This window comes from Niallia sp. FSL W8-0177, from assembly GCF_038006285.1.
In the GTDB taxonomy this organism is placed as follows: domain Bacteria; phylum Bacillota; class Bacilli; order Bacillales; family Cytobacillaceae; genus Niallia; species Niallia circulans_A.
This window is the reverse complement of the sequence record NZ_JBBOUX010000001.1, coordinates 934,049-952,143: the sequence shown is the minus strand read 5'-3', so window position 1 is coordinate 952,143 and position 18,095 is coordinate 934,049. Positions and strand designations below refer to the sequence as shown.

The following is an 18,095-nucleotide window of genomic DNA, read 5'->3' as shown; positions in this document are numbered from 1 at the left end:
GGCATCATGGACTACTTGAAATTGAGACCGTATTTCTCCAAAAACTGAATGAAAAAAGCTTCCAATCTATCACCAAAAAGATAGATTGGAAGCTTCATCACTCAGTAGTTGGATCTTTCCCCTTCCCAATCAACTGATAAATCATAAGCTATTTGGCTCTCCATGCGATTTTTTATTTCATTTAATGATGCTTCATTTCCTAATACCCACATTAATTTTGCCACAATTGCTTCTGTATTCATATCTGCGGATAATATAATATTGTATTGCGCCACTTTTCTTCCTACTTCATATAGTAGGAGGTCTTGTCCTTCTTCCAAGCATTGAGTTGTGATAACAACAGCAATTCCTTCCTCTACCATTTCTTCAATCTTTGGTAATAGATTTCTTTCCTCAAAAGGTAAGCCCCCATTACCAAAGCTTTCAATAATGACCCCTTTATAATGCTGTTTAATAAAATTAAATATCTCCGGCTTTGTACCTGGGTGCAATTTTAATAAAAAAACATCAGGACATATGCTTGTATTCAACAGCAAATCAGTTGTCGTCTTGTCAGGCTTCCATAAAAAGTGAATTTGATCTTTTTCGATCGTCGCTACATATGGATGATTGATACTAGCAAATGCATCATAGCTCTTTGTTCGCATTTTCATTGCTCTTGTACCGATAATAACACGTCCATCAAAAACGACAAAAACTCCGCCTATCTCTTCTTTCGCAAAGCGAATGCTATCTATAACATTTTTCTTAGCGTCTGTTTGTTTAAAACTAATCGGGACTTGTGATCCAGTGATTACAACAGGTTTTTCGAGACCTTGAAGCATATAAGAAAGTGCTGCTGATGTATACGCTAATGTATCTGTACCATGTGTAATAATAAAACCATCAAATTCATGATACCGCTCAGCAATGGTCTCAGCCATCATAACCCAATGTTCCGGCTGCATATTAGTACTATCTCTATTCATAATGATTTCACAAGTTACATCAACTTCTAAAATATCATTCTTAAAATATTGAAGGAGATCTTCTGCAGACAAACCAGGAACAAGTCCTTCATTTCCTTCTATTGAGGCAATTGTCCCGCCGGTTGCAAGTAAAAGCAATTTTTTCATTTACAGTCCTCCTAAATGCCATACGCCTTAAAATATATCCTTTTTCGATATATACCACGTTATTATATATACTTAAAGAAATTTCCGCAATAAGAGGATGCTATCCATTTTATCAGAAAAAATTATTTCTCTCTATTTCTATTTTCCTAGCTGAAAGCAACATAAAAAAATGGCTGGAACAGAGATGTCCGACCAAAAATAAGGCCAAACAGATTCGTATGATTGTTTGGCCTTTTATTCGCTTATCGAAAATTAATAGATCACGTTTTAATCTAAATAGGTAATTTTCTCCTCGATAGACGTGCGTGCTTTTGGTTCCATAATTTCTTCCGGGTAGCCAATAGCAAGTACTCCGACCACTTCATAGTCCTCGCTTACTCCTAACGATTTTCTTCCTAAAGCCGAAGATCCGACAGAACTCCAAAACGTACCTACTCCCGCATCCCATGCTTGCAGCATAAAATTTTGGATAAAACAGGAAACTGCTGCTAAATTTTCATCCCTTTCGATTTGGTTTCTTCCTTTATGCGATAAAACAGCAATAACCTTAGAAGCTCCGCCAAAATTTGTTTTATGTTTTAGTTCTGCTCGGGTTTTCTCTCCAACAAAAAGAATTCTCCATGGTTCTGTCATTTTATGATTCGGTGCAAATTTTGCCTGTTGAAGCCATTCCAAAATAATAGAATTCTCTACATCTTTCGTTTTGAATTTTTTTACTGTTCTTCTCCCTGTAATTAATTCAGATATATTCACTTTTAACTCTCCCCTTTTTGTGAAGTATTGCTTATTTCTCTTTATTATAATAATCCTATTTTCTACTTTTTTAAATAATTCCTCTTTCTAAAAATACAAAAAAATCACCTTCAGAACGTTGACAAATATCCTAATTGTGACTAAAACGTTTCTTAAGTCGACTCCCTGAACAACTTTTTCTATAAATAAGCCATTTGCTTATTTTATATTATTGCTATTGTTTCGAAATCCACTCCTTTTTATTTCTACATTTACGTGCACATTAATCTTCGCATCTTTAAAACCTGTATCCCAATTATCTTCATATTGTTTAAAATGCTTGTAATCTTGATCTCTAAATATTTCTCCCAATCCAAATATATCTGCGACATATTCTTTTTGCATTTTTTCAATCAACTTACTAAATTCTTTTTCAAGATAACGGTTTGTTTTGTTTTCAAAATCTTCAAACGCATTTGCTTTTGCAGCTTTTATCCCTTTCTCAGAGCCATCTAGAATGGATTCAGCTTTAATAAATATATCAAATTGAGGTCGGCCATTCACTTGTCTAGCTTTAATCTTTGTCTTAGAATGCATAACACGCAAGCCGAAAAATTTGTTCTTCTCATAGGGGATGCTCAAGGAGGTCTGTTCCAACTTACTTTGAATCCACACTAACATCCTTGTATCATTTAAATCCAAATATCCTTGCAGCTTTCCATTTTTAAAAATTGCCAATGAATCAATTTTTGCCATCGCCCCTGGTACTGTTGTTTTAATGTTATCAAGGTTCCACCCTTTTTCTTTTTCCCCGTCAATTTTCATAGCGGACAAAACAGGAACTTGTCCAGGTGATGAATAGGTACGGATAAAATCATTTAATTTAATGCCTGGAGTTCCTCCCCATTCCTTTAACATATTGTCTATTTGGGGAAATATTTTCAATGAAGAAACTTTTTGATAATCATTCGTTATTCGCAAAAAATCTACTGCCTCTGTATCCCTTGCTACAACTATATTAAAGTCATCTCTTATCTCTCTGTCCCTATCAAAATAATCCATAAAACTTAGAATACCCTCTCTGGCAATATCCTCCCCGATAATAAGCAATCTCGTATGTGAAAAAACTAAATGGGTTGATATTGCTGTATTAAACTTATGGGTAATCTCCCCTACCGTATCTCCTTCTATCGAGTAGACAATCGCAGGGGCTAAACCTTGAGCAGTTCTTGGATTTAATTCAGCAGCAGAAGTACTCTCTATCGAAAGTTTGTATTTATGTTCTTTCCCCTTATCTATTGCTATCCCCGTTACAATCGAATTTTGATTTAATTCCGAATGATCCCAACAACCAGCTAAAAACAAGATGGATACAATAGATATACATAATAAACAGCGCTTCATATTTTTAGACTACTCCCTTTGTATCGTCAATATCTTCCTTCCTCTATCACTAATTAGTATGATAGAGAATCAAGAAAAACAGACAATTACCCCTTTTTCAAAGATAATAATAGTTTGTGAAAAAGAACGAAAATTATCCTTTATATCCTTACAATTCTATTAAGAAAATGACATAAATAACAGAGATAGTTGTGACAATAAGAGGAATAGTCCATTCTCAAGTGGATACAAATAAAAAAGATGAGGACAGGGCTAATACACTGTCTCTCATCTTTTTCTTCTTTATTATTAGTAAGCTAAGCTGAATAGCCCTTTAATATGTGATAAGTAACGAATATTACTTGCTTCTTTCATTAAGGAAGCAGGTAATCCTTTTAATGGAGTCGAGCTGCCTCCAACGATTGCTACACCATCTTTTCTACCAAGACTTGCAAGTGTACCAGAATTAATTGGGTTAAATGTATCTAATGCTTTATTTTCAAGGTAAGCATATAGATTATATCCAATTAATTCTCCCATTTGCCAAGCAATTTGAGCAGTTGGTGGTGCTGGACGACCATCCCCATCAGCAGGGAAGTAAACAGCACTATCACCAGCTACAAATACATCAGGGTGTGAAGTAGATTGTAGGAAATCATTTACAGTTGCACGACCACGATTTACTTCTAATCCAGAAACTCCAACAAGTGGATTTCCTTGTACGCCGCCAGTCCATACAAATGTATTAGCAACAATTTGTTGACCATCTTTTAAATCAATTACATTGCCAGACACATTTGTTACTGGTAAGCCTGTTAAGAAAGTAACACCACGGTTTTCCAAACTCTTAGTAGCACGTTCGATTAAGTCTTCTGGTAAAACAGGAAGAATTTTCGGACCAGCTTCTACTAATAGTAATTTAATATCGCGGAAATCAACGCCATATTTTCTTGTTAATCCTGGTAAGATATCAGCAAGTTCACCAACAAGTTCTACACCTGTTAGTCCGCCACCACCAATTAATATTGTTGCATCTTCTTGTTTTCTTGATTTAGCATATTCACGAATACGCTCTTCTACATGATTGTAGATTTTGTTTGCATCATCTGCTGATTTAAGAACCATACTGTTCTCTTCAAGACCAGGGATACCGAAGTATGCTGTTACACTTCCTAGCGCTACTACTAATGCATCATAAGATAATTTAGTTCCATCGCCTAAAGCAACTTCTTTTGTATCTACATTGAAAGAATCAACAGCAGCAATTTTTAAGTCGATGTCTTTGCCTTTAAATAATTTTTCTAGTGGCATAGCAACAGCTTTTTCAGAAACATTACCTGCTGCTAAGCGATGCAATTCAGTAATGATTTGATGTGTTGGATATTTATTAATAACGGTTACTGTAGCTTCCGCTTTACTGTAAAATTTACGAACATTTAAAGCTGCTAACAGGCCACCGTATCCAGCACCTAAAATAACAATATGTTTTGACATAGTAAATCCCCCGTCCTTATTACATTTAAAAGTATTGGCAGGCTCCCCTGTCAGTTTTCACATAAATAAATTCTTTTATTAACGCCATTACTGACTAAAGGAAGACTACTTGAAAGATTATTTATTATTGCGTTCTGACATGATTTGAAGATAGCTCTGTAAAAAACGGAACATCTTTTGTGCTTGTGGGTCTTTTAACATTTTCATTAAACCGAATACACCAATTGTTTCATTGCTTGCATCTGCACGATCTTTTGCTTCGATAGCAGCGGATGCCATTCCTTTAACAGAATGAATAACTGGTTCGAACATTTCCGTTGTTGCCCCAACGATATCACTTTTAAATACTTCATCTTGGGATAATGATTGAACAACATCATAAGTTTTAGATAAACCATTAACCATTTCAGTTAACTTTGGTAGTTGCTCCATTAATGTTGTCAATGATTCTTGTACCTCAGGCTTTAGCAACTGATCCAATAGGTCTTGATTTGTTGCAGTCAGTTGTTTTTCAGCATTGGTTTGCGCAGTAGTTTCTGACATAACTGATTCTCCTTTACTATAAGCACTTAGCTTAAATGTTATTAACAAATGTTTTGTGATTCTATGCACAAAACTTTGCAAAAAGATAATTTTTACTAACTCTAGTTAGAATAAATGAAGGTATGTACAAAACTTTTTGAGTCTCTTTTTCTACAAACTAAAAGAAGATGTACAACCTCTCCATTATTAAACTCCTCTAATATAATACCACTTTTTGAACAAAAATAAATGTAAGTTTGACAAAAAAACAGAGTTTTTTTCAAGAAAAGTGATGTTTATCACGAAAAGAGAGAATAAAGTCATAAAACCAACAAAATAAATTATTAATCAAAATTGTCTTATTTTTTACTCTATAAACTATTATGCTAAAAAAACAAGTTACTATTCATTTAATCTGTAGACCCCCCTCTTGATAATCGAAAGTTTAAATAGGATATTAAAACTCTTCCTGTCGACAAACTGTACCCATTACTCCTTTAAACTTCTATAAACTACTTACAAATACCTGTAATCGTTTACCACTATTTTCACAAAAAAGGAAGGGGCAGTTCTTAATCTCTGCCCCTTCCTTTTTCCTTATTTATGGTTAAGTGGAAAAATTACAGAGCAAGTCGTTCCCTTATTTATTTTACTGTTGATTTTAATTTTGCCATTCAAATGATGAATAATATTAAAACATACCATCATTCCAACTCCCGTTCCTTGTGTTTTTGTTGAGTAAAAAGGCGTTCCGAGTCTCTGAAGTTCGTCTTCCGACATTCCTTTGCCATTATCCTTAATATTTATCCTTAAATGATTTTCTGACAGTTTTGCAGAAATAATCACTTCCCCTTTGTCTTCGATTGCTTCAATCGCATTCTTTATCATATTAATAAATAATTGCAAGATTTCATCATGCCCAGCTTCAATTATACAAGTTGTTTGAACTTGATTATAAATTTTCACATTATTTAAAAGAGCATATGGATACATCAGTTCTTCTACTTTTTTGATAATCTTCGCTAGCTCGATCTGTTCTTTTTTCCCTTGATTTGGTCGAGCAAGTGATAAATAATCATTTATTATTTTTTCAGCTCTCACCAATTCTGAAGATATAAGTAAAAGCATTTCTTGTTGTTTCCCAGTAATATTAGAATCTTCTTTTAATAAATGTGTATACCCTTTTACTACTGTTAACGGATTACGTATTTCATGAGCTACAGATGCAGCCATTTCGCCAATCAGTCGTATACGTTCAGTTTGTTGCATTTGCTCTTGCTTTCGTTCTTGATAAGAAAGTGATTCTATTAAATAAATTGCGATACTAAGGGTAACAAGATGTGATAAATACAAGTAAATCACAAACATAATAGTTAGTTTATTTGTAAAAAATGAAGTAGCAATTACATCAATACTTATTGGGATAAGTGATGTGGAACAAGCAATCATTATTTTTTTTCCATATGTTTTAGCCTGCTTGTATATTTTTATCGTATAGCACAAGACTGGCACTGTTAATAGAACAATGATAATAGTAATCATTAGCCCTTCATTACATCCAATCATATATCGGTAAATCGCCATAACCATAGTAGTTAATAACCCAGCCGGTAAGCCCCCATAAAAAAAGGCGACCAACCATGGAATCGTCCTTAAATCATAAATATGTCCTGGAGCAATTTCTAATGACAATGCCATGGCTAAAATTAATATCGTTGAACAATAAAAAGCTGTAAACAGACGAGTATTCTTAATTTTCATTTTATGAAAATAATAGAAATAAATAAAAATTGGTACGACATTCAATAATAAAACAAATAAATAATTGTCAAATCTAATCATTTTTTCTCCTCTAAAATAATATCTCCCTGTATCTAAGTTACCATCATTCCACTATTATTTCATCAGTAAATATTATTCTTTTTTATTACAAAGTTGCTATAGTTTAATCTATTTTTTAATGTTTATTAGTTATACAAATAATTGCCGAAAAAGCTGACATACTAATAAAGGCTACACTATCTATTTTGTAATTCCTTCATTATTACTTAAAGAGGAGAACACAATGACAAATAAAAAAGCAGATTCAAAATCAGAAAATCTTAAATGGTGGCAGTTATCATTAATTGGTGTGGGCTGTACGATTGGAACAGGGTATTTTCTTGGTTCCAGCCTTGGAATAATGGAAACAGGCCCATCCATTGTTTTCACCTTCATTTTAGCAGCGATTGGTACGTATATTGTTTTTAATCAATTGGCAAAAATGACGGCGGAGGATCCACAGGAAGGGTCGTTTTGTTATTATGCAAATAAAGCATTTGGCCCATGGGCAGGCTTTAGTTGTGGCTGGAATTATTGGTTTTCTAACATTCTAATCATGGGAAGCCAACTAACCGCTCTCTCCCTGTTATCTCAATTTTGGTTTCCTAAAGTCCCATTATGGGTATTCGCTTGTATTTACGCTGTTCTTTCTTTGTTTGTTGTTTTTCTAGGAACAAAAGGATTCGATCGTGTAGAAAATTATTTGGCTATTATTAAGACAGCAGCCATTATAATGTTTATTGGTTTAGCTGCTGCTGCTGTTTTCGGTTGGATTCATGGAGGCAATGGTGCTGTTTCTGTCCCTAAATCTATAGACGACCTTTTTCCTAAAGGCTACAAAGGCTTTTGGATTTCTTTACTATTTGCATTTTATGCATATGGAGGAATTGAGGTTATTGGGTTAATGGCAATGCAATTGAAAGATAAGAAGGATGCACCAAAAGCAGGTACAAATATGCTCATCATTCTCGTCATAATCTATGTTCTTTCATTAGGATTAGCAACAATATTAGCACCGCTCGATCAATTTTCCGAAAAAGAAAGTCCCTTCGTAACAGCGTTATCGGAGTATCACTTAACCTTTTTCCCACATGTTTTTAATGGTGCTATCATTATTGCAGGATTCTCTACCATGACAGCTTCTTTATTCGGTGTAACCAGTCTATTAGTAACTTTAGCAAAGGATGGAGACGCTCCGAGAATTTTCCAAAAAAAACTTAAAAAGTTTAACGAGCTGCCTCTCCCTTCTTTTATTCTTGGAGGAATAGGGCTCTTTGCATCTGTTGTTGCTGCCCTTTTATTACCCGGGAAAATATTCGAATATATTACAACAGCTGCTGGAATTCTTTTACTATATAACTGGACTTTTATCCTTCTTTCTTCCTTTAAAATACTTAAAGGAAAACTATGGGATAAACTAAAGTCTTCCTTTGGGATTTTACTTATTATCACAGCTATCGCAGGTACCATTATTGAAAAAGAAGTCCGTATCGGTTTTTTTGTAAGCTTAGCATTTGTCCTAATTATCGCATCAGCAACTTTTTTCATGCGACATAAATTGGGGAAAAACAAGGCGGGTTGTGCAAAATAAACAAAATTTCAATTTATAAAACAGAATAAACCAAGGAAAAGTCAACGTTTAAGCTGTGACTTTTCCTTCTACCCTGTCATTGATTCCGTTTGGAATATACCTTTTTTATACTATCTCTAAGTTTTTGGACCTTTTTAGCATATGGTGTCTCTTTTACCTCTTGCATCAGAGACATTAATGCACTTTCCATTAAAAAATACCTCGGGTATTTGATCTCTATCTCTTCTTCGATAAATGTTAACAATTGTTCTATTTTCTCTTGACTAGAAAGCAATTCTTTATCTTTTTTTAAATCTGCTTTAAACGCATAAATCATACAAAGAATTTCCTTCTTTCCCACATCCTCATCACTCATGGATTGAAGGGCAATCCAATTATAAAGCGTATCTGGTTTTATAAGGACTTCATTAGATTTAGATAGATGGTTAACCATATCAAGCACCCGATTTACACAGTATTGCACAATTTGATGTATATTTGCGTGATCTTGATAGATTAATGAATGCACAAAAATACTAGAATGAATCATTCCCATTAACATAATAGAACAATCTAATAAATACGTTTTATTTTGTGCACCACATACATCAACTAACCGATTATAAATCCAGCTGAGCTCATGTATTCTTCTATTTTTAATATAATTTTTTAATTCTTCATCCTTTGTAAAAAGAATTTCTTCAAATAAAGAAATGATTTTATATTGGTTATTTGTTCGAATCAACATTTCAATTTGTTTGATAAACAGGGTGCTATCTGTTTCGTCTTGCCCCATTAGTAATTGTTTTCTTTGCCATTCCAATTCCGTATAAATATTTTTAAAAATTGAAATTAACAATTCATTTTTACTGGAAAAGTAATTATAAAATGTACCTTTTGAAATTTTACTTGCAGTTAATATGTCTTGGATCGATGTCTGCTGAAATCCCTTTTCAATAAATAATTCATGTGCTTTATCCATTACTTGCTTTTTACGTTTATTCATTTAACCACCTTGAATATAAAATTAGACTACCGGTTCAATTTATATAGTAGGTCATTTAGAATAGATTTACAATCATCCCAATAAAAAAGAATCGTTGGATTATTGTGATAGCAAGGTTTCTACTAAAGAAAAAAAGTGGAATTAATAAGAAATTATTTTTTACTTAGGGATTCTAAACATTTTTATTGCATTATTTATACTACAGGTATATTATTATTTAAGCTTAGATCCAATGGATAAAAAGAACGTAAAGTTCATAGGGAGGAATTGTTTTAATGAACACAAATGCAACATCGAATGAAAAAAAACCGCCATATGGCATTATCGTTATTTTAATGGCAGGTGCCTTTGTCGCATTTTTAAATTCAACGCTTTTAAATATCGCTTTACCATCTATTAGTGCGGATTTCAAAATTGATCCTTCTGTTGGCCAATGGCTAGTAACTGGATATATGCTTGTAAATGGAATTATGATTCCAACATCTGCCTTTTTAATTCAAAAATATTCAACGAGAAGATTGTTTATAATAGCAATGTCCCTTTTTACAATTGGTACATTAATGGCTGGCATGGCTCATTCTTTCCCAGTACTATTGCTTTCAAGAATGATACAGGCTTCTGGTTCATCCATTATGATGCCTGTTTTAATGAACTTCTTACTTACCAGCTTTCCAGTTGAAAAACGTGGAAGTGCTATGGGTGTTTTTGGTCTTATCATGACTTTTGCTCCAGCAATCGGCCCAACATTATCAGGGTATATTGTAGAGCATTATGAATGGAGAATGTTGTTCTATGTTGTTTCACCAATTGCTATCATTGTGTTAATATCAGCAATTTTTAAAATTAAAGACAAAAAGGAAAAAGTAGATATTCATATCGATCTTTTATCTGTCATATTGTCTAGCTTAGGTTTCGGCGGATTACTATACGGATTCAGTTCAGCCGGCACAAAAGGCTGGAGTAATATTCATGTTTATGGAACTTTAATTATTGGTGTGATAGCCCTTATTTTCTTTGTTCTGCGTCAATTAAAAATGACTACTCCAATGCTAGAGTTCCGAATCTTTAAGTATCCGTTATTCTCCTTATCAGCAGTAATTACTGTTGTGGTAAACATTGCACTATTCTCTGCCATGTTGTTAATGCCAATGTATATTCAGACCGTAAGAGGCATTTCACCATTCCACTCTGGTCTCTTATTATTGCCTGGTGCGATTATTATGGGGATTATGTCTCCTATTACAGGAAGACTTTTTGATAAATATGGAGCAAGGACGCTTGCCTTAGTTGGTTTAACATTGACTGCCATTACAACATATATGTTTAGTCAATTATCCATGACCACTACGATAACTACACTTGTTCTTATCTATTCCTTGCGTATGTTTGGAATGTCTATGGTTATGATGCCGATTATGACAAATGGTTTAAATGAATTACCGTCTCGAATGAATCCACATGGGACTGCTTTAAATAATACATTGTCTCAAGTTTCTGGGGCGATTGGTTCTGCAGTTATGATTACATTCATGTCACAACGTACAAAAACGCATGGTGAGGAACTGGCTGCTAAAGCAATGCAAGAAATGAGTAATACAACCACTCAGCCAACCCCCGAAGCAATTGCTACTATGAAGGAGCAGCTGGGAATGCAAGCAATGCTTGAAGGAATTAATGATGCTTTCCTTATTTCTGTTGGAATTGTCATCGTTGCACTTGTTCTCGCAGCATTTGTAAAGCGTGCTGTTCCGCCAAAAGATGCAGAGCAGCAAACTAGTCCAGCGAAAATGAAAGAAGCAGTAGAATAAACAAACAGTCAGCGTCAACCGCTGACTGTTTTTGTATAAAAAACAAGGATGTTCCTTTAATGGACATCCTTGTTTGCTATCATTACTTTGTTTATTCTGCACTTACTAATATCTTCACTTGATTTTTTTCAGATATCAGCGATTGGAAACCCTCTTCAACCACTTCATCTAATTTAATCTTTTTAGTTACCAATTTATCTGCTGAAAAATAGCCTTTTCTCATTAAATTTAACACACTTGGAAATACATCTCGATAACCAATAATCCCCTTAATAGTACGTTCTTTAATAACAATATCATTAGGGAGAATTTCAGCCCCTTTTTCCCAAATACTTACTATAACAGTTTCTCCAGAAATTGTAGTAGATTGAATGGCTTGTCTTAAAACTACTGGAACACCAGTTACTTCAAAAGAGACATCTACTCCACCATTTGTACGGCGAACAAGTTCTGCAACTACATCTTCATAATCAGCTGGATTTACAACAATTGCACCAAGTTCTTCTGCTTTTGCCTGGCGTTCAGGAGAAAGCTCAACTGCATATATATCTGTTGCTCCCGCTGCCTTTAAAGCTTCTATTACTAACAGTCCAATTGGTCCACAGCCAAAAACTGCTGCCGTATCCCCTGCCTGTATTTTACTTGATCTTACAGCGTATAAAGCAACAGCAGAAGGTTCTACTAATGCGCCTTGTTCGTAGGATAATTCATCTGGCAATTTATGCAGTAATTCTGTATCGACAGAAACATATTCAGAGAAACCTCCTCCGCCACCTGCTAAACCAAGAAATCCCATATTCTCATCTAAGTTATAAGCACCTTGATGACCATGTGTAGCAAAAATAGGTTCGACCACCACACGATCTCCCACTTGATAGTCAGTTACGCCTTCTCCAATTTCTACTATTTCTCCAGAAAATTCATGTCCTAATGTTACAGGAGCCACTTCATTTGTTAAAGGATGTGGTTGATCCACTGGTATAAAGATAGGACCTCCTAAATATTCATGTAAATCACTGCCGCAAATTCCACACCACTTTACTTTAAGTTTTACCTTTCCTGGCGCTACTTGCGGTTCTTCTATGTTCTCTAAGCGAATATCTTTTTGGTTATGCCATCTTAATGCTTTCATTTTTACCATCCATCCCCTTTGACCTTAATAGGTTTATAGCCGTATCTTTTATTTTGAGCAACTTGTTATTTAAGGCCTTAAAAAACTTAAGTTTCAGAAACAATTTAATTATAGTACTTATATGATTAATTTAAAATTATATTATAATTAACTATAGTTAACGATTACTTAACTATATTCTAGTTTTTAAGAAAGGAGCTACATATGAATATAGAACAATTAAAATATATTGTTGAAATCTCTCATTCCAGCTCTTTAAAGACAGCTGCAACTAAGTTGAATATTTCTTTACCTGCGCTTAGTCAGTCCGTAACAAAGCTAGAGAAAGAGTTGAACATTGAAATTTTCCATCGCTCTAGAAAGGGAACCTATCCAACTGAGGAAGGAAAAATACTCATCCAAAAAGCTAACGGCGTACTAGAGAAATTACAAGAGTTTTTAGATGAAGCTGAAAGCTTTGTCCATATCCTCAAAGGTGAGTTAAAAATTGCAACTTTCCCTGGACCTCTGGATTTATTAGCTGATCAGATTACTTTATACAAAAAAGAATTCCCTTACATAAAGGCATCTATTGAGGAAGATAACTCACAGCATATTATTGAAAAAGTAAAAAAAGAAGAAGTAGATATCGGTTTCATTATTTATACAGCGGAGGATATCAAGAAAAACAGTAGCTTGCGTTTCCATAAACTATATGATGGATGCATGGTTGTAGCAGTAAATAAAAACTCACCTTTAGCAAACAATGAATATATTACAGAGAAAATGTTAATAAACCAGCCAATTATTTTGTATAATGATCATTCTATTTTAGAATTCGTGCAAAATTTAGCTATTGTCGAAAATGACATGGAAATTCTATTTACAACCAACAATGTGGAAACTATTCGGTATGCCTTAGAAAGAAATACAGCCATTAACATTGGCTATGATTATGCATTTAAAACAATAACTGGGTTAGCAAACAATGATAGCTATGTAACTCTGCCTTTCGTTGATACCATAATAAATACCTATTACTTTGGATATATTTATCCAATAGACAAAGGTATTTCTAAGGTAGCTAAAGAGTTCTTAAATAGGCTGACATAAAGTTAGCCTATTGCCTGCTGCATTATTTACTATTCTTTCTCACGCCAGAATCTTTCCCTTTATGAAAAAAATTCTGGAAGATTTTATAAAGACTAAACCCAAACATAATCCCTAAGGCATTTAATATTACATCATCAATATCCGTACTTCTCCCTATGAATAATTGAAGGATTTCTATTAAAAGAGGAATACCAATAGCTATCCAAAATAAGGAGGAAAACTTTCTGAATGCTTTCCATAATAATGGGAGAAAAATACCAAAAGGGACAAAAATAACAATATTCCCTAATAGATTGATCCGTGACACTTCATTCCAATTACTTACTTGATCATTTTCTAGGGCAAAATAGGAAATGATCGTGGCAAAAGGGATAAGATTAATACTTCTTAATCCCTCAGACCATTGAATAGAAAGCTGCTGCTTACCATCCTCCACTATCAAATACCAATGGGGAATAATGGTCTGGGATGCTACCCCTGTGCAGAACATCACAAACAGGAAGAGGAGGGTTTCTTTCATCCATACTATTTGTTGTGTTTTATATTTAACGTATAAATATCGACTTAACAGATAAATTGGTGATCCAATCAATATGTAAATAATCATTGACTCAAGATACATTCTAATCATATCGTGCCCCCCACACATTATTGAAAGTTTTTTCTACGAATAATACTTAAGATAAGACCAATTAATAAAGCATTAATAACGGTTGGAACAAGACCATAGCTTATGAATGGCAAGGATAATGAAATAACCGGTAGAAGTCCTACACACATTCCTAGATTATAAACAACTTGAACACTATACAGTGTAATAGATCCTATTAATAGAAATTTCGCATATGGATGCTTTATTTTTTTGACATTGGCGATCATCTTTAGAATAAGTGCTCCGAATAACAATACAAGAATTACAGCCATCATGTATCCAAATTGATAGGTGATTTGCAGAAAAACTGTGTCTGTATTATTAATAAAAGTTAATACTTCCATATCTGGTGAACCAACCCATTTTAAATCAGCCCACATTTTTTGGCGATATAAATAAAAATAACCAGCTTCTTCGGCATATCTTTCAGGAAATAGAAATGCCATTAGTCTATTTAATTGATAACTTCCTCTTGTAAGAAAAAGAAGCCCTAAAAGAAGGATTGTTCCTATTCCATATGTAATAAGGACTTTCCTTTTAGAAAAGCGGCTCCAAGATAGCATGATTGCGACTGTAAAAATATAAATAAAAACAGTAGAAATACTATCAAATCCGAAGAGAAATAAAACACATGAAAAGAAAAATAAGCACAAGAAAGAAACATATGTAAATTCTTTCTTACTAAAAAAGGAAGCCCAGGCTAATAAAAAAAAGGGGATGGCCATTATGCCTTGGAGTATAATTGGTCCAATTTTTATATAATTCATTCCATTAATCATAAGATTGCCAAAGAAAATAATAGATATCAATAACAACGATCCTATTGAATAAAATAAATATCCAAAATCAGCAAATTTACGATAGTCCACATACATAAAACCAATGACTATTGCAATCCCTAAGAAAGTCATTAATAACTTTAGCGTGATAAAATGAAAAGAAGAAGATAATGCTGGCAATATTCCTATCATTAACAGACTCACTGTTAAAATAACGATAGCCCAATCAATCGTTGGACGATAGATTTCACTTAACTCTCGTCCCAATTGGGAAGGACTTCCCATTTCATTAATTGCTTTTTCTTCTGCTTCGTTTTCTGTCCACCCTTTTTTCATCCATCCCTTTTTTGCAAGTTGGATATGATACTCCATTTCTAATTTAATCGATTCCTTTGCTTCTTTCGATTTCACTTGCTCCGTCACTTTATCTAAAAATAAATGTTTATTATTCATTTACGTACACCCAATCTATCAGTTCTCTAATATTTTTGCTGCGTCCCCCTTCTGCTGCCAACTTTTTTTCGAGCTTTTTTCCTTTACGGTCTATATGGTAATATTTTACCTTGTTATTGTCCCACTCTGATGCAATTATATTTCTCTGTTCCAATCGATGCAGAAAAGTATAGATAAATCCTTCTTGATTCTCAAACTTTTGAAAGCCGCGAGCACGTAACAACTCTGTTAATTCAAAACCAGTTTTTCTAGTATGAAGTAATTGCAAAGCTGCTAAAAGAATCTCCTCTTCCTTATTCTTTATTTGAATTTTTTTCATAATTTCTTTGCGATGCTCAGCAGTAAATGAAAGATGATTAAAATAAGTATTTTTCAAACCAGCTTGAAGGTTTTTTAGTCGTTTTTCCATTTTTCTTCATCTCCAATCTTTTTTAATAATTGCTTCGCTCTTCTTAATCGGGTTTTGATCGTATTTTCATTAACCCCTATTATCCTGGCAATCTCCTTTATCGTTAATTCTTCGAAATAAAAGAGGAAGATAATTTCTCGATACAGAATAGGTAAACTCATCACAGCCTGCACAAGCCATTGTTCTTCCTCTTTTTGAACAATGGTTTGTTCAATATTTTCTTTACTGTCTTCTCCATAAATATATTCGTCATCCACTTTTATAACATTTTTTGTATACCAGCTTTTCAAATAATCTTTACAGTGGTTAATAGCAATTCTCCAAATCCATGTTCGAAAACTAGATTTCCCTTTATATTTATGGATGGAATAATATACTTTCACAAAAATATCTTGTGTTAATTCTTCTGCGATCGCTTCATTTTTGACATAAGAAAAGACTAAATGTAATAGCTCTTGTCCATATGTAGTCATAATTTCATCAAATACTTCTTCTTTATTGTCTATTTCTTTCCAGCATGCTGACAATTCTTCCAAAACAATAAACCTCCTTACCTAATAATTAGACGACATACAGGAGAAAAAGGTTTGGATAAAATCATGTAAATCAATCCCCTTATTAGAATTAAAGCCTTTAAAAGAAAAAACACCTTCCTAATTAGTTATAAAAATAGCCATTAGGAAAGTGTTATATTAGAAAATGATCAGATTATAAAGCCCACGTCCAAGCTGGAAATTTCCATCCTTTATACTCCTCATAGTGGTTTCACTATATTTAACTTTCTTTTTTTTGTTTCAAATTGTTTGAACATCACTTGATAAATGAACGCACTTATTATCGCTAATATAGCAATAATGAAGAATGTCCATTTAAATCCGAACCAGGCACTCATCGGAATGGATAATGGAGCAATCATTTTTGAAAAAGTGAACCGCAGACTTGCTGCCGCAAAATATTTACCACGTTGATCCTCGGGAGCAATCTCAGAAATAAAACTTTGTTGAATTCCTGCTGTCATCAACTCTGCAAAACTAAATAAGAGCATGGCGAACATTAACCCCCAAATTAAATTAGTTTGGCTAAACATGATAACTGCAATCGCATAAATAAAGGAGGAAATAATAAAAACATTCTTCTCTTTAAATTTAGACATCCATCTTGTAACAATTATGGTAAATAAGGCTACGACCAAGCCATTTTCTGCAAGTATTAATCCAAAAGCTTGTGTACTTTGAATTTCTAGAGACCAATTGCCAAGAGAAAATAAGTTTTGTGTAACAACCATTTCATCTACATAGACTGGTAATAATAAATCTAGTTGCATAAAGGTTTGCCCTATTAATACTCCCGCTAAAATAAACAGTAAGAAAGTTCGGTCTCTTACTATCACCTGATAATCTTTTAACTGTGCCCCAAGCGCCATAGCCCAATTCTTTTTCTTATTATCTAGTTCTTTATATGGCGGAGCCGTTTCAGCAATCCAAATTTTTAATACCATACTCAATATAATATTTAATAGTCCAGCTGCTAAAAGGAGGAAAAAACGGTAATCTTTATAAAAGAAACCGCCAAGAATCGGACCAATTACTACTGCAATATTGGTAGAAGTATAAAAAATAGCAAAAACACTGCTTCTGTCTTTTTCTTTTACTACATCGGCAACCATCGCTTGGCTTGCTGGCCAATAAATACTAGTAAACAAGCTGATAACAGTGAAACAGATAAAACTAATAGCTGGGGAATCAAGCCACGGAGAGCTAGCAAAAGCAAAGATTAAATAGGCAATTCCTTGGGCAAGACTTGATATTACCATCATTTTCTTTCTACCGAATTTATCAGCATAATAGCCGCCAAGCAAATTGGCAACAACAGAAAAGGCTTGAGAAAGTATTAATAAGAATCCTGCAATTGATTTCCCAAAGGATTCTGTAAAGTATATCGCTAAAAATGGGAAAAACATCCAAAATGTTACATTAACAGTTGATTCACCAGCAAGACGAATCTTTAAATTCCGATCCCAATCTCTAAGTCGCATCGTCATGATAGTTGTCACTCTCTTTCTATTTATTTCCCCTATCATACCTTGATATTTCGGTTTAGGAAAGACTTTCTTTTCTATTATGATGA

At 33.7% G+C, this 18,095-nt stretch carries 16 protein-coding genes; 3 read left to right on the top strand and 13 right to left on the bottom strand.

The window, feature by feature from the left end:
* Positions 1 to 101: 101 nt before the first annotated feature.
* The 6 genes from NST77_RS04525 to NST77_RS04500 form a co-directional block, all read right to left on the bottom strand.
* Positions 102 to 1,115, bottom strand: a complete 1,014-nt coding sequence (locus NST77_RS04525) for an asparaginase (protein WP_095333076.1) — start codon at positions 1,113 to 1,115, stop codon at positions 102 to 104.
* Positions 1,116 to 1,382: 267 nt separating this feature from the next.
* A complete protein-coding gene (locus NST77_RS04520) occupies positions 1,383 to 1,868 on the bottom strand; it encodes a nitroreductase family protein (protein ID WP_163188213.1) in 486 nt (161 codons plus the stop codon).
* 198 nt (positions 1,869 to 2,066) lie between these two features.
* Entirely contained in the window at positions 2,067 to 3,251 is a 1,185-nt protein-coding gene (locus NST77_RS04515) for a Ger(x)C family spore germination protein (protein WP_163188215.1), read from the bottom strand.
* Between the two features lie 288 nt (positions 3,252 to 3,539).
* Entirely contained in the window at positions 3,540 to 4,724 is a 1,185-nt protein-coding gene (locus NST77_RS04510) for an NAD(P)/FAD-dependent oxidoreductase (RefSeq protein ID WP_095333084.1), read from the bottom strand.
* Between the two features lie 117 nt (positions 4,725 to 4,841).
* Positions 4,842 to 5,267 (bottom strand): DUF1641 domain-containing protein, encoded by a 426-nt coding sequence (locus tag NST77_RS04505; RefSeq protein WP_095333086.1) that lies wholly within the window; start codon positions 5,265 to 5,267, stop codon positions 4,842 to 4,844.
* 576 nt (positions 5,268 to 5,843) lie between these two features.
* Positions 5,844 to 7,088 (bottom strand): ATP-binding protein, encoded by a 1,245-nt coding sequence (locus NST77_RS04500; protein WP_341122758.1) that lies wholly within the window; start codon positions 7,086 to 7,088, stop codon positions 5,844 to 5,846.
* Positions 7,089 to 7,311: 223 nt separating this feature from the next.
* Here NST77_RS04500 and NST77_RS04495 point away from each other — a divergent pair, with 223 nt between their 5' ends.
* Entirely contained in the window at positions 7,312 to 8,658 is a 1,347-nt protein-coding gene (locus NST77_RS04495; RefSeq protein ID WP_095333090.1) for an amino acid permease, read from the top strand.
* Positions 8,659 to 8,734: 76 nt separating this feature from the next.
* On the opposite strand, the gene NST77_RS04490 is transcribed toward NST77_RS04495, so the two are convergent.
* Complete coding sequence (locus tag NST77_RS04490) at positions 8,735 to 9,643, bottom strand: TetR/AcrR family transcriptional regulator (protein ID WP_163188219.1); 909 nt, start codon at positions 9,641 to 9,643, stop codon at positions 8,735 to 8,737.
* 275 nt (positions 9,644 to 9,918) lie between these two features.
* On the opposite strand from NST77_RS04490, the gene NST77_RS04485 reads away from it, so the two are divergent.
* Positions 9,919 to 11,451: a DHA2 family efflux MFS transporter permease subunit gene (locus tag NST77_RS04485; RefSeq protein WP_095333094.1), complete on the top strand. Its 1,533-nt coding sequence runs from the start codon at positions 9,919 to 9,921 to the stop codon at positions 11,449 to 11,451.
* Between the two features lie 91 nt (positions 11,452 to 11,542).
* Here the strand turns inward: NST77_RS04485 and NST77_RS04480 are convergent, their stop codons facing one another.
* The gene (locus tag NST77_RS04480) at positions 11,543 to 12,583 is read right to left on the bottom strand and encodes a 2,3-butanediol dehydrogenase (protein WP_095333203.1); all 1,041 of its coding nucleotides are present in this window, start codon (positions 12,581 to 12,583) and stop codon (positions 11,543 to 11,545) included.
* A gap of 204 nt (positions 12,584 to 12,787) precedes the next feature.
* Here NST77_RS04480 and NST77_RS04475 point away from each other — a divergent pair, with 204 nt between their 5' ends.
* Entirely contained in the window at positions 12,788 to 13,675 is an 888-nt protein-coding gene (locus NST77_RS04475; RefSeq protein ID WP_095333096.1) for a LysR family transcriptional regulator, read from the top strand.
* Between the two features lie 22 nt (positions 13,676 to 13,697).
* Here the strand turns inward: NST77_RS04475 and NST77_RS04470 are convergent, their stop codons facing one another.
* The 5 genes from NST77_RS04470 to NST77_RS04450 form a co-directional block, all read right to left on the bottom strand.
* Entirely contained in the window at positions 13,698 to 14,306 is a 609-nt protein-coding gene (locus NST77_RS04470) for a VanZ family protein (protein WP_163188221.1), read from the bottom strand.
* A 17-nt stretch (positions 14,307 to 14,323) separates the two neighbouring features.
* Positions 14,324 to 15,559 carry an FtsW/RodA/SpoVE family cell cycle protein gene (locus tag NST77_RS04465; RefSeq protein WP_095333100.1) on the bottom strand — a complete coding sequence of 412 codons (1,236 nt, stop codon included), beginning with the start codon at positions 15,557 to 15,559 and terminating at the stop codon, positions 14,324 to 14,326.
* Positions 15,552 to 15,968 carry a PadR family transcriptional regulator gene (locus tag NST77_RS04460; RefSeq protein WP_163188223.1) on the bottom strand — a complete coding sequence of 139 codons (417 nt, stop codon included), beginning with the start codon at positions 15,966 to 15,968 and terminating at the stop codon, positions 15,552 to 15,554. Before NST77_RS04460 ends, NST77_RS04465 begins: the two co-directional genes overlap by 8 nt.
* Complete coding sequence (locus tag NST77_RS04455; protein ID WP_095333104.1) at positions 15,953 to 16,504, bottom strand: sigma-70 family RNA polymerase sigma factor; 552 nt, start codon at positions 16,502 to 16,504, stop codon at positions 15,953 to 15,955. Before NST77_RS04455 ends, NST77_RS04460 begins: the two co-directional genes overlap by 16 nt.
* Positions 16,505 to 16,722: 218 nt before the next feature.
* Entirely contained in the window at positions 16,723 to 18,003 is a 1,281-nt protein-coding gene (locus NST77_RS04450) for an MDR family MFS transporter (RefSeq protein ID WP_163188251.1), read from the bottom strand.
* Positions 18,004 to 18,095 lie beyond the last annotated feature (92 nt).